The following is a 14173-nucleotide window of genomic DNA, read 5'->3' on the forward strand; positions in this document are numbered from 1 at the left end:
AATTGGCATAAAACTTAATCCTAACGCCTACAAGCCATCATACAGGTACTAAAGGGTACTCGGTGAATAGCGATATTTGCAGTTAGATAAGCAGTGAGATAAGTAGCTACATAAATAGTTACAATATTTTAATAGTTTAAATGGCACCATATGTGGTGCCATTTGTGATTAAATGCATAGAAAATACATAAAAAGAATAAAATATGTTGCCAATAAAATTACTGCTTGTGTTTTTTGCCACTCTTGTTTTGGCGGGATGCTCAACGTTCGATGCAGTCGAACAAGAGTACGAACACCCCAAAGAAGCAGCGGCACTCGCTTCGTTCGAACAGGTGCCTTACAGCGCTCTTTTATTACTTCCTAAATCTCCCCCAACGCGTGTTTTTTCTTACGGAAGCGATGCGCTTCAAACCGTTTCAGTGTACAAGGCTCAAAACGGCAGTGAGGGAGTAACCGCGTCTAACTCTGCGATTATTTTTATTCACGGCGGCTGCTGGCTTAATGCATACGATGCCACTCACGGAGCAGGTTTTTATTCGGCTTTGGCTGATAAAGGCATTGACACTTACGCGGTGGAGTACAGACGAACAGGGGATATTGGCGGAGGCTGGCCTGGCAGTTTTCACGATATCAAAGCAGCAATTAACTCAATAACAGGGGCTCTTTCTGAAGCAGACGACGGGAAAAATGTGTACATTGTTGGCCATTCAGCAGGAGGTCATTTAGCACTTCTAGCAGCTGCATCGCAGCTAACTATACCGAACAACGTCAATATAAAGGCTGTTATTGGACTTGCAGCAATCACCAACATAACGCAGTACGCTAACGGAACAAATAGCTGTCAAACTGCTACGCCTGAATTTATGGACGGCAAGCCCGAAGAGCGTATTGAAGCGTACAAGCAAGCAACGCCTAATTTAGCGCGTATTACGACTTCAGTTATATTGATGCAGGGCGATACAGATAGCATTGTACCGGCTTTGCACAGCGTGAGTGAATATGCGGAAACGATTTCTATTCCAAACGGTGGCCATTTCGACTGGCTCCATCCTAAATCAGACTCTTACCAAGCACTCGTTAAGGTTGTGACAGCTAATGATTAATAAGGTTTTTTCTGCCGAGCAATTAGACGATAAAGATCCACTACGTGACGTCGTGAATAAATTTAACTTGCCTCCGGATACCATTTATTTAGACGGGAATTCGCTTGGACCATTACCCAAAGCGGCCGAAGTGAGAGCACGTGATGTGGTCACTAACCAGTGGGGTAAGGATTTAATAAAAAGCTGGAACTGCCACGACTGGATAAGACTTCCTCAAAAGGTAGGCGATAAAATAGGGGCGCTGATTGGAGCAAAGGCAGGACAAGTTGTCTCTTGTGATTCCATATCCATTAATCTGTTTAAAGTGTTAAGCGCAGCGCTAGGTATGCAGCCTGATAGAAAGGTAATCGCAACTACCCGCGACAACTTTCCAACCGATATTTATATGGTGCAAGGGCTTCTCACCTTGCTCGGTGACGGCTACAGCATTCGTTATATTGAAGAAAGTGAGATTGAAAGCCAGCTGTCTGACGACATCGCAGTACTTATGCTCACTCAGGTAAACTTTCGCTCTGGGTTCAAACTCAATATGGAGACGATAACTCACCAAGCACAAAAGCACGGTATTCTCACACTGTGGGACTTAGCGCACAGTGCAGGGGCGTTTCCAGTTGAACTCGATAAATGCAATGTAGATTTTGCGGTTGGCTGTACCTACAAATACCTAAACGGTGGCCCGGGTGCGCCGGCTTTTGTATACGTTGCCCAAAGACATCAACAGCAATACAAACAGCCTTTATCTGGGTGGATGGGTCATAAATCTCCATTTGCATTTTCGCCTGATTACGAAGCTTATGATTCAGTGAGTCAGAACCTATGTGGTACACCAAGTGTCTTAAGTATGAGCGTACTTGATGCAGCATTGTCGGTATTTGATGATATAAGCCTGAAAGCCATTGATGAAAAATCTAAAAAGCTTCAAGCGTTCTTCGCCGCAGAGGGCAAACGGGCAGGGCTGTGCGATCACATGGATATTGTAAGCCCTCCTATCGAAAACAGAGGAAGTCAGGTGGCACTATCTCACCCTGAAGCGTATGCGATATGCCAAGCGTGGATTGCCGAAGGCGTCATTGCAGATTTTCGAGCGCCAAATATTTTGCGAATAGGCTTTGCGCCACTTTATTTATCGTTTAAAGATATTGAAAAAGCAGTGTCGAAACTTGCCTGTGTTATGCAGCAAAAATTATACGAAAGAGAAGAGTTTCAACGCAAACAGCAGGTGACGTGAACAGTTTTAACAAGAACGCTGAAAAATCGTTGCCAAACTAGAAGCAAAGGATTGCAAAACGGCACAGAAGAATGAATACTTCCCGGCTATTTTTTGTAAGCAGTGTAAATGGTAAGGCTTTGAAGTTAGTTAGCGGTGTCGTGTGGACAGTCTTTTTGTGCGTGAATATGCTTATTTGCGCTGCGTTTGCTCAAGTAGAAAATAACATTGAGCGTGACATTCTCGACAACACTATTGAAAATATTACCTATTGCGTCGATCCCAACTGGGCGCCATATGAAGCTATCCGCAACGATCTCCACGTGGGCATATCTGCCGAGTATCTCGACGTTATTGCTGACATTGGCAATCTTTCGTTTACATTAGTGCCTACCGAAAGTTGGCAGCAAAGCTTAGAGTTTGTTCAACAAGGGCGTTGCCAAGTTATCCCAATGCTGAATACTTCAGACTATCGCCGCCAATTTCTCGACTTCAGCCTTCCTTATTTTGAAGCACCGAACGTGTTGATTGCAAAACAGGGAACACCGATGCTGCAGGGATACGCAGGTATAGGAAATCGAACGGTAGGCATTGTCGATGGCTATCGACAGCTTGAATACATTTATCGCCACTACCCCAATTTACGTTTAGTGATGGTGCCGTCTGAGCGAGAAGGGCTAAGCCTTCTTGGTGAAGATAAGTTTGACGTGATGGTGGGTTCACTATTAAGCGTGAACATGCATATCAACAATCAAAACTTAAAAGATTTAAGTATTGTGGGTTATGCAGAGCCACACGATTCCCTTGCGTTTGGGGTAAACAAATCGTCAAGTCACTTAATACCAAAACTCAATTTCGCCATAGAGCGTATTCCCGAGGAAAAGAAAGTCGATATTTATAAGCGTTGGAACAACGTGAAAATGCGCTATAGTCGCAGCTATTCTGAATTGCTGCTATGGGGAGCTATTTCATTGCTTGTGGTGTTGTGGTTAATCTACCGCAACCGTCATGTAAGAGAATATCAACATGTTGTGGCGCAAAAAGATGCAGAAATTGGTGCGCTTCAAGCCACGCTGTTAGAAAAGAATCGGACGCTTGCCTTTTTGTCTGCCCACGACAAAATTACAGGTCTATACAATCGCAACCACATGATACAGAGAGCCGAGGAAGAGATTTCTCGCTTCCAACGTTTTCACACAACCGCAACGCTTATTCTTATTGATTTAGCGCAGCGGGATCGCAAAGCTACAGTTATCGACGATTTTGTGCGTGAGGACCTGTTGAAAAAAACTGCGGCAAGCTGCTTAAGCGCAATAAGAGAAGTGGATGTGGTGTCTCGTTTTAATGAACAACTGTTTATTATTTTGTGCCCTCAAACTGAACTAGAAGCGGCAACAATCCTTGCTCATAGGCTGTTTGAGCGGATGAAAAAAGAAGACACAATCTCATCGTTAATGAATATATCAATGGGACTGGCCGAATTAAAATGCGATGAAGAGTTTTCAGATTGGTATGAACGTACATTAAAAGCATTAAATAAAATGAAGCGCGAAGGCCAAGACAGCATTTCGGTGGGAGATTAGCACACCTACGTACAAAAACGAGCTGTGTGCTTTCCACGCCGTCAGCTACACAGCAGGCGCTCGATAAAAATGGTTATACAATGGGGTCGTAATGCCATTTATGGGCATCGTAACGAACCATTGAACGATTATACTCTCGTTCGGAACGCCAGTTTCTATTATTGAGTTTAGCAGTAACTCCGGGGTAGAGGCGTTTATTCGCTATCAGCTTAACGTCTGACTGATAGGATTCTTTTGCTCCTTTCACTTCAGAGGCTTTTCCTTCAATCCATTCAAGTAACGCAGTTTCGTTGTTGAATAGCTCAAGGGCATCTGTCATCTTTTGTTTAAGCTCTTTGGGGACTTTTTTACTTTTCAGCAAATCAATTTTTTCTTTGTGCTTTGAGTTATTTTCACGAATTTGCTTAAGCAGTTCATCTAAGCCATCTTTTCGCTCGAGCAATAAATTAAAGCCTGGGCTGAAGTCAATTTTTAACGTACTTCCAGACACTGCGCCGAGTGTACCAGCTTCAACGCGGCCCTGACCTATAATGTCGCAGGCAAATAAATTACCCATAGGGTTGTCTATTTGACCTACAACCACATCGCCACCACAGCGAACTTTGCTATAGGCTAGCTGTCTGCCAACAGTAACATTGCCCTTACATTGAATCTCAACACCTTGACCGTGCTGAACGTGTATACTGCCTGCTGCAACTAATTTACAGTGATATTGGCCATCGTTATCGTTGACTTTCCCCATGGCGCCTTCGGTCACAATAATGTCACCGCCTGATTCGATAAGAGCAGATTCTACGAAGCCATTAATGGTGACATCGCCTGAGGCTTTAATTTGCATTTTTTCCGTAACATCACCGTTAACTAGCACTGCACCTTCATAATTAACATGCCCTGAACCCACGTTAACGCCTGTACAGATAAACGTGTCGTCAATGTTCATTATTTGGTCGCGGTATTTAGGCATACCAGATATGGCTGACACGAGTAAATTTGAATCGCTGTCTGACACAACCGTACCGCTTCCCATTTTGAAATCAAGCCATTCGCCTGGCATAGCGGGAAGCTTATTGCCCTTAATATCAAATCCAGAGCGGCCTTTTGTGGGAGATGTGCGCTTTAAAACCGGAGTGTCAACTTTAACGCAAATTACTTCGCCTAAATTACGCATATCTACCCGCTCACCAACTTGGGTTTGAGGCTTTAAGATTCTTTCTAAAGCGTTGGGTACTAGCGGGACGAATTTGGAATGTTTACCATTCCTAGGTGGTAGCCCCTTTGCTATGGTGTCCTCAAGGATTTCGCCGCTTTTTGATTTTTTTGCTTTTTCAATCAATGATTTAATGCGTTTGGTGCTTATACCTTTAGCAATCTTACTTTTTTTGGCAAGGGACATTATTGCACTCATAGAGGGCAGTTTGCCGCCATAAGGCGCCGTTAATACCAAATTAGCAGACATAGTGTCCTCGGGAATACGAAACTCTACTTCTGCATTTTTTCGCTCGCCAATTCGCTCACTAACTACCGTACTATCCCCAGTTTTAAAGTAATGGTTGGCAGTATCGCAAGCAGACTTCAGTGATTTTTCTGAAACATAAAGACCTGAAGTTTCGCCATTTTCAAGCGCAGAACGAACTTCACTGATATCAATATCGGCGTCAAATGAAGAAGGGTCGAGCTGAATATTGATATACGTTCTAGATTTATCAAAGCTAATTGTAACGCCATTCATGACAACATAATCCTCTGAGCAAGCCGAAGCTACTTATCGACCGCTCGTATTGTTTCTTAATGGTATTTTCAATGGCCATTGTGATTGTTTAACGTATCGTCATTGCAAAAGTTACTCATTCAAACAGTTTGCCATTACTTCCTTTTAACAACAATTTATTCTGATAGCGGCCTTGCGTCAAAGGTTTTCAGCGTAATGGTATAATGCACGCAAGATTGCTTGTTTATCTGGATCATCACTATGAACGTGGGCAAGCTGCTCCAGCTTTACCAGATAGTTATCCAGAGTAATAGAGCCATTCGATGACGCATCGGTTAAGCGTGCCTGGCGATGACGCTGCCAGCGTGTCATCTCATCGGCAGTAAGCGTATTTGGAAAATTTCTAGCGCGATATCTAAAAAGTAGCGTTTGCAGCCCCGGATGTTGAGTGTTTTGAGCAATCGCAATTAGGTTTTCTGGGCGAGAAGCAATGACTTGTTCGCACCAGCGCTTATCCTCTTCGCTCAAAAAACCGCCGCTGTATAACGCATAATCGATATCCTGTTCGCTGTGTTCATCTTCTATGTTGTAGAGTGCCACAAGCTTTTCCGCAATCGCAGGGTTAGCGGCAAGTTTTCTGAAATTGTCTAGGCAGCGGTCGCGGTCAAGCCCCAACCGTTGAGCATTTTCTTCAGACATAGCTTTCGCCGTGGTAACAAACGGAGAACGATTTGCATGGATAACCTTTACTCCAGGGCGGGCTAGTTTGGTAGAGAATTGCTCAGCCGGAGCGTAAAGTTTCTGTTTGATTTCTTCAGGAGTGTCATTTAATAGACTATCGATATCGTGAGATAAATCGATGGTAATGTAGCCGTTGTTGTTTTTGGGATGCTTGGCAATGGGCATTATCCACGTACAGCAGCCTTGAAAAGCGGGTAGTTTGGAGGAAATGTGAAGCAGCACTGATGGCTTAGATAGATCAAACTGCTTCATTACTGCATGTTTACTGCGAAGGGAAAAGGCATAGTCAAATAACCGTGGCTGTTTCTCTTTTATCAGTTTTGCGAGCGCAATTGTTGCGTAAACATCACTTAATGCGTCATGGGCATGGCCATGCTCTAAACCATTGGCTTCGGTGATAAGCTCGAGTTTAAAGCTTGGTGAGCCGTCATCACGCTCGGGCCACACAATACCCTCGGGCCTAAGTGCGTAACACGCTCTCGCCAAGTCAATGATGTCCCAGCGGCTATTACCGTTTCTCCACTCCCTTGAATACGGATCATAAAAGTTGCGATAAAACAAAAAGCGAGCAACTTCGTCGTCAAAACGAATGCTGTTATAACCAACGCTACACGTGTTGGGTGTTGACATTTCTCGATAAATTTTCGCGGCAAAGTCAGCTTCATTCGAGCCATCGCGCAATGTTTGCTGTGGTGTGATTCCGGTGACTAGGCAGGCTTCAGGGTGGGGAAGGTAGTCATTCGCGATGGCGCTCATTATATTAATGGGCTTGCCCACAACGTTTAGGTTTTCGTCGGTACGCACTGCTGCAAATTGGCAGGGTAAGTCCTTATAGGTGTTAGTACCAAAGGTTTCAAAGTCGTGCCATAAAAAAGTAGGTGTTTGCATAACCACCGAGATGTTTCCTTGAGTTTGTGGGGCAGTTTACACTGGGATACGGTCAGCGCCAAATTTCTATTCTGCTGCATTTTTCGCTTTTCATCAGTGTCCTATTTTTACTTGTAAAAAGCCTTGGACAGCGGTGAGAAACGAAGTGTCTACCCTCATAATTAACTATTGTTTATTGTGGTTGTAAACTTTTTGTTAAATGAACTGGCTTGAGCGTGTTTCTCCGTCTACGCTAAAGTTGTGAGGGAATGTCGCTTTCACGAGTTTTTATAATAACTACAATGTCATATCGCCTATTTTTTGCCGTTCAACTTTACTAGGCGTCGACTGGAGAAAAAAGATGGAATCGTTGCAAGTCAGTGATTATATGAATACCCATCCGGTTAAGTTAAATGCTGAGATGACAGTTGCACAGGCAGTAGAATCACTCTTATCCACTCAACAAAGCGGAGGCCCTGTACTTGATAAGAAAGGTAAAGTTATTGGCTTTTTATCGGAGCAAGATTGCATTGCAACTATGATAGCGTCTAGTTATTACCGTGAGCAAATATGTCGAGTTGGCGATATTATGAAAACGCCGGTGTTATCTGTTAAACCCTACATGTCGGTGATTGAGCTAGGAGAATTGTTTTTAAAACAAAAGCCAAAAGTTTATCCTGTTGTGGATGATGACGGCATTTTACTGGGATGTATAAACAGAACGTCGGTGTTAAAGGCCATTGATGTTCAGTTAAATGATGGTTATAGACATGCCGTCTAATTAAGTGCTGATGTTGGCTTTGCTTTTTTACTGACGACGGAAGGCAAGTCGTTGCAAGAGGTGAGGTCAACACATGTGTTGAATTTTTCTTTGCCAAAAAATTCTGTTAGTTAATACTTTTTTAAATGCATGAATTGTGGTGTATTCAAAACAGCCTTTTCATGGAGCTTTTCACTGTTAGGCTCCTTGTGAATGGCAGTTCGTAAACACACAGTGAGATTGACTTGGTAAATCGAAACCTTGTCAGTTTTTCAATTTTCTTTTGCAATCTAATCAAAACCTTTTATCCTCTCCACCCAATGTAGTTTGACGAAACGTAAACGAGTTACCAGTGCACCCAACTAATTCTGTCGCGGCCAATCCAATAGGGCTGACGCCCATTCTCCTTTTTGTTGTTCTTGTGGTTGTCACAGGCGTCACTACTAATGACATCACCTCAATGCCCATTCTTGTGGCGTTCTTTATCAGTGCGGGATATGGCCTTTGTATCAATCCCAAAAACGAAAAGGTAAGCTTTTCTGAAAAAGTCCAAACCTTTTGTAAAGGCGGTGGCGATAGAAACATTATCTTGCTTGTTCTCATTTTCCTACTCGCAGGCGCATTTTATGCTGTTACAATTGATATTGGAGCCCGCGATGCTACAGTAAATATGGCGCTACAGTTTGTTCCATCCTCACTCATTTTACCCGGCTTATTTCTCATTTGTTGCTTTATCTCTTTTGCAATGGGCACATCAATGGGAACCATCACAGCGCTTTCACCCATTGGCGCAGGGCTTGCCACCAACCTCGGGCTGCCCATTGAAATGGCATTGGGAATTGTTGTTGGTGGAGCGATGTTTGGCGATAATCTCTCGTTTGTGTCAGACACTACGATTGCTGCTACAAGAACCCAAGGTGTGCAGCTAAAAGATAAGTTTCGGGCCAACCTTATGGTGGCTTTGCCTGCTTGCCTTGTGACGATGATCTTACTGTTATTTGTTGATGTTGATACATCGGGGATCGTGCAAACAGAGAGCTATGATTTTTGGCGTATTTTGCCATATTTATTCATCATAGGCTTTGCGCTTGGTGGTTTTAACGTTATTAGCGTTCTCGCTGTTGGTATTGCCACTGCTTGCATCGTTGGCCTTGCCCAAAGTAGTTTTACTTTACTGTCGATGATGCAAAGCATTCAAAAAGGGATGGGTTGGATGCAAGACTTAGCGATGATTGCGATAACCATTGGCGGCATCGTGGCGTTAATGCATGCGAATGGTGGTATTACGTGGCTAATAGAAAGACTAACACGACGCGTCACCACCAAAAAAGGTGCTGAGTTTAGTATTGCTGGTTTAGTTAGCTTTTTAGATATAACGACGGCGAATAATACCATTGCAATTGTCACCGCCGGGCCTATCGCTAAAGATTTAAACGAAAAGTATGGTGTTGATCCACGTCGAACTGCTTCGTTACTCGATGTCTTTTCATGTAGCTTCCAGGGGCTTGTGCCTTATGGTGCTCAACTGCTCAGTGCTGCTGCGGTAATGGGAATTTCTCCCTTAGCTATCACCCCGTATTGTTGGTATCCCATGCTGATTTTTGTTTTTGGGATAGCGGCAATTAGCTTTGGTTTTCCTCGATTCAGTGAACCTCAGGGCGATGAATTAACCCAGTCGCCCTAAATCTCCGTATTAGTTGCCAATAATTAAATTTAACGCTCTAACGTCATTTTCCGTAGGATGTTACTTTGTCTTCACCCATTGCAATAAAACCGCTTTATCAAAAACTTGACGCTTGCCTTACCGCTGATAAATTCCGATTGAAACGACGTATTACTCAGCTCGTTCAAGCCCTCAAATCTTTTGAAACCAATACCGCCTCTGAAGGCAATGAGCGTAGTAGTGAAAGACTGCTGCAGCAATGTGAAAAACTAGAAAATGACATTGCGCGCTCTGCTGAAAAAAAAGCTCAGCGAAAAGCCAATTTACCCGAGGTTGACTATCCACCGCTTCCTGTGAGCGACAAAAGAGAGGATATAAAAGAAGCCATTGCAAATCACCAAGTCGTTATCGTCGCAGGTGAAACGGGTTCAGGAAAAACAACACAGCTGCCAAAAATTTGTTTAGAGTTAGGCCGCGGTGTAGACGGAATGATTGCTCACACGCAGCCACGAAGGCTTGCAGCGCGCAGCGTAGCCACACGAATAGCAGAGGAGCTGAATACGCCTCTTGGGGAAAAAGTGGGGTTTAAAATTCGCTTCAGCGACCAAGTAAGCGAACGCAGTTACGTAAAGCTGATGACCGACGGTATGTTGCTAGCTGAAATGCAGCAAGACAGATTCTTAAATCAGTATGACACTATTATTATTGATGAAGCTCACGAGCGAAGTTTAAACATAGACTTCTTACTGGGTTATTTACGACAGCTGCTGGATAAGCGACCGGATTTAAAGCTCATCATAACCTCTGCAACCATTGATCCAGAGCGCTTTTCTGAGCATTTTAACAACGCGCCTATTATTGAGGTAAGTGGCAGAACCTATCCCGTTGAGGTTCGTTACCGCGGGAACGATGATCGCGATGATGACGTAGAGCAAACTGATGCAATTATCCACGCGGTGGATGAACTTATGGGCGAGGCGCCAGGTGATATATTGGTGTTTCTTAGCGGTGAGCGAGAAATACGTGACACTCAAGATGCCCTGAGTAAACAACATTACCGCAACACCGAAGTAGTTCCCCTTTATGCGCGCTTATCGGCTTCAGAACAAAATCGAATATTTCAGTCTCACAGCGGTAGGCGCATTGTACTTGCTACCAATGTAGCGGAAACCTCTCTTACCGTGCCGGGTATAAAGTATGTTATCGACCCAGGTTTTGCACGTATTTCTCGCTATAGCGCCCGCAGTAAAGTGCAGCGATTACCCATAGAGCCAATTTCTCAAGCATCGGCAAATCAACGGGCAGGGCGCTGCGGTCGAGTATCTAACGGTATCTGTATAAGGCTCTACAGTGAAGACGACTATTTAGGGCGCCCTGAGTTTACAGACCCAGAAATACTTAGAACCAACTTAGCGTCAGTTATCTTGCAAATGCTGGCTTTAGGCTTAGGTGATATCGCAGATTTCCCATTTGTACAGCCGCCGGATAACCGCAATATTAACGACGGCTTTAGGTTGTTAGAAGAAATTCAAGCCATTGCAAAACACAATGACAAGATGCAGCTGACGAAAATGGGAAGACGCATTGCGCGACTTCCTATTGACCCTCGCTATGCGCGAATGGTGATTGAAGCAGACAGCACCAACGCGCTTAGTGAAGTCATGGTTATCGCTGCCGGGTTGTCGATACAAGACCCACGAGAACGGCCGCAAGAAAAGCGTCAACAGGCGGATGAGAGTCACAGTGAGTTTGCAGATAAAGACTCAGATTTTATTAGCCTTCTAAATCTCTGGTTAGGTTTTAAAGCGCAGCAAAATAATCTTACTCAAAACCAGCTTAGGAAATGGTGTAAAACGCGGTTTATCAATTATTTGCGCATGAGAGAGTGGCAGGACATTGTCAGCCAACTGAAAAAATCCATTGCTGAATTAGGATTTGGCATCAGCAGTCAAGAGGCTGATTACCAAGCTATTCACCAAGCGATTGCCAGTGGCCTTCTATCTCATTTAGGCTTTAAGGACAAAGACAGAGAGTATTTAGGCTCTCGAAATACTCGTTTTATGATCTTTCCGGGCTCGGGTTTAGCGAAGGCACAACCTAAATGGATAATGGCGGCGGAGCTAGTAGAAACATCAAAGCTATTTGGCCGTATGGTTGCCAAGATTGATCCGTCTTGGATAGAGCCTCTTGCCACGCACGTAACGCAAAGTAGCTATTCAGAGCCCCATTGGTCCAAAAAGAGAGGCGCCGTTATCGCCTTTGAAAAGGTAACGCTCTTTGGCCTGCCAATTGTGATGAAGCGAGCAAAAGTGTACAGCCTTATCGACCCCGCAATTTGCCATGAGCTATTTATTCGCGAAGCATTGGTGGCGGGCAATACGAAAATCAATTATCAATTTCTGCAGGAAAACCAAGCACTGCTTGAACAGGCGGACGAGTTTGAACAAAAAACGCGACGCCGAGATTTGCTGGTCGACGATGAAGAGCTTGCACACTTTTATGCTCAGCGCGTTCCTGTTGAGGCAAATAACGACGCGGCGTTTAAAAAGTGGTTTAGACAGCATGGCAGTAATGAAAACCTCACGTTTAGTGAAGAGGATGTCTATCGTCAGCAGCCGGGTCAGTCGGTTGCCAATGCGTTTCCCGACATTTGGCGACAAGGTAATATTACGCTGCCCCTTCGCTACAATTTTGAACCGAACGCTATAGACGATGGCGTCACTGTTCTCATTCCGCTACCGGTACTTAACCAAGTGGATGATGTCGGCTTTGATTGGTTGGTGCCTGGGTTAAGGCATGAACTCATCGTTGGAATGATAAAAACCTTGCCCAAACGTTTGCGTCGAAACTTTGTTCCAGCGCCTAATTTTGCTGATGCTTGCCTTGCTGATATTAGTGAAACAGATAAAAACAATCGTCCTGTGGTGATGGTGGATGCCGTTGCTGATAAGTTGCGCAAAATGACAGGTGTTGTTATTGAGCCGGAAGACTGGAACTTTGACCAGCTAGATAAGCATTTAAAAATGCATTTTGCCGTCACCGATGACAACAATAAGAATATTGCTGTTGGTGACGATTTACACGCGCTAAAACAGCAATGTGCAGGGCAAGTGCAGCAGACTTTTGAGAAAGCGGCTACGCCTGATTTAGAGCGAAATGACATTGAACAATGGGATTTTGAAAGCATTCCCGAAACCTTTGTGCAAAAGGTGGGCGGCTTTGAAGTACAAGCGTTTCCGGCCCTTGTCAGGCGTGGCGATAAAGTCGATATTGCCCTTATCGATGAAGCTGATAAGGCCGTAATTGAACATCGACAAGGTGTGAATGTTCTGATCAAAAACGCCATGCCTTCACCCCTGAATTACCTGCAAAACAAGCTACCTAATAAAGCGAAACTTGGCCTGTATTTTAATCCATTTGGTCATGTGAAAGCGCTCATTGACGATTGTATTTTTGCCGGTATCGATGCTCTGGTATCTGATTACTGTAAACAGCACAATACTGATATTAGGAAAAAAGCGGATTTCGACGGCTGTGTTGACAAAGTCAGAGCTGATATAAATGACAGAGTGCTCAAAATTGCTAAGCAAGTAGAGCAGGGTCTTACGCTTGCCCATCAATGTCAAAAGCAAATGAAGGGCAATGTGCCGCTAACGATGATTAACGCGTTAGGCGACTGTAAGGCGCATTTGGCGTCATTGGTATATCCAGGGTTTGCCTCGCAAATTGGTGAGGGAAAGTTAGAGGATTGGAACCGATATATAAAAGGCCTCTCACGTAGGTTGGAAAAACTGCCAATCGATCCTAACAAAGACAGAATGCATCAACTGACCATTGAAAAAAGTATTAAAGAATGGGAAAAAGCGTGCAGTAAATACCCGAAGGGGAAGGTACCTGAGGCCCTTGAGAATACGCGGTGGATGATTGAAGAGCTAAGAGTCTCTTTGTTCGCGCAACAGCTTGGTACTGCGTATCCCATATCAGCAAAACGTATTTCCTTGTTCTTAGACGACTTTTAATTCTTGCTATTACACACTGTATATACACATAATTGTACGTAATTTAATCACTTAGTTTGACAAGTGATTAACCTCAATCTATAACAGAAAGAGGGTGGTATGCGTGAGCTAAAAAATTAGAGGATGTAGACATGCTAGGATACGACGACAAGCGCAATTTTTTCAGGATGATGGTCAATTCGCCGTGTCAATTACAGGTTACCGACGATGAGTCTAGCCGCACGATGCAGGCGATGTGTAGGGATATAAGCGCAACGGGCATGTCTCTTGAGGTTGATGAGCCAGCCATTGAAGTGGGGACGCGGATTAGTGTTGCTATAGAATCTTCTAGTTCGCAAATACCATCATTAGCAGCCCTTGCTAATGTAGTGCGGTGTGAACCAGCAACCGATGCAAGTTGCATCATCGGTGTTGAAATTACTCAAATGAAATAGCATCGAAATTAGTTCAGAGAAAAAAGCCTATAGGCAATTGCCTGTAGGTTCCCATTCGTAACAACCTTTTCTGCCCATATCTCTATTC

Annotated in this window: 9 protein-coding genes; 7 read left to right on the forward strand and 2 right to left on the reverse strand. The window is 44.0% G+C overall.

All coding sequences use genetic code 11. The features are described from left to right. Positions 1 to 203: 203 nt before the first annotated feature. The 3 genes from ACOJR9_RS08315 (at position 204) to ACOJR9_RS08325 (ending at position 3893) form a co-directional block, all read left to right on the forward strand. The gene (locus ACOJR9_RS08315) at positions 204 to 1103 is read left to right on the forward strand and encodes an alpha/beta hydrolase family protein (protein WP_420935813.1); all 900 of its coding nucleotides are present in this window, start codon (positions 204 to 206) and stop codon (positions 1101 to 1103) included. After that, complete coding sequence (gene kynU / locus ACOJR9_RS08320) at positions 1096 to 2331, forward strand: kynureninase (RefSeq protein ID WP_420935814.1); 1236 nt, start codon at positions 1096 to 1098, stop codon at positions 2329 to 2331. Before ACOJR9_RS08315 ends, kynU begins: the two co-directional genes overlap by 8 nt. A 119-nt stretch (positions 2332 to 2450) precedes the next feature. Beyond that, a complete protein-coding gene (locus ACOJR9_RS08325) occupies positions 2451 to 3893 on the forward strand; it encodes a diguanylate cyclase (protein WP_420935815.1) in 1443 nt (480 codons plus the stop codon). Between the two features lie 73 nt (positions 3894 to 3966). On the opposite strand, the gene ACOJR9_RS08330 is transcribed toward ACOJR9_RS08325, so the two are convergent. After that, the gene (locus tag ACOJR9_RS08330; protein WP_420935816.1) at positions 3967 to 5622 is read right to left on the reverse strand and encodes a DUF342 domain-containing protein; all 1656 of its coding nucleotides are present in this window, start codon (positions 5620 to 5622) and stop codon (positions 3967 to 3969) included. Between the two features lie 177 nt (positions 5623 to 5799). Then, positions 5800 to 7230: an exodeoxyribonuclease I gene (sbcB, locus tag ACOJR9_RS08335; RefSeq protein WP_420935817.1), complete on the reverse strand. Its 1431-nt coding sequence runs from the start codon at positions 7228 to 7230 to the stop codon at positions 5800 to 5802. Between the two features lie 340 nt (positions 7231 to 7570). Here sbcB and ACOJR9_RS08340 point away from each other — a divergent pair, with 340 nt between their 5' ends. The 4 genes from ACOJR9_RS08340 to ACOJR9_RS08355 all read left to right on the forward strand — a co-directional run bounded on the left by ACOJR9_RS08340 (position 7571) and on the right by ACOJR9_RS08355 (position 14085). After that, positions 7571 to 7990, forward strand: coding sequence for a CBS domain-containing protein (locus ACOJR9_RS08340; protein ID WP_420935818.1), 420 nt, complete (start codon positions 7571 to 7573; stop codon positions 7988 to 7990). Positions 7991 to 8321: 331 nt separating this feature from the next. Further along, entirely contained in the window at positions 8322 to 9653 is a 1332-nt protein-coding gene (locus ACOJR9_RS08345; protein ID WP_420935819.1) for a Na+/H+ antiporter NhaC family protein, read from the forward strand. A gap of 65 nt (positions 9654 to 9718) precedes the next feature. Beyond that, entirely contained in the window at positions 9719 to 13651 is a 3933-nt protein-coding gene (gene hrpA, locus ACOJR9_RS08350; RefSeq protein WP_420935820.1) for an ATP-dependent RNA helicase HrpA, read from the forward strand. Positions 13652 to 13782: 131 nt separating this feature from the next. Further along, positions 13783 to 14085, forward strand: a complete 303-nt coding sequence (locus ACOJR9_RS08355) for a PilZ domain-containing protein (protein WP_420935821.1) — start codon at positions 13783 to 13785, stop codon at positions 14083 to 14085. Positions 14086 to 14173: the final 88 nt, after the last annotated feature.

It is taken from the genome of Alteromonas ulvae (assembly GCF_048987005.1).
Lineage (GTDB): Bacteria > Pseudomonadota > Gammaproteobacteria > Enterobacterales > Alteromonadaceae > Alteromonas.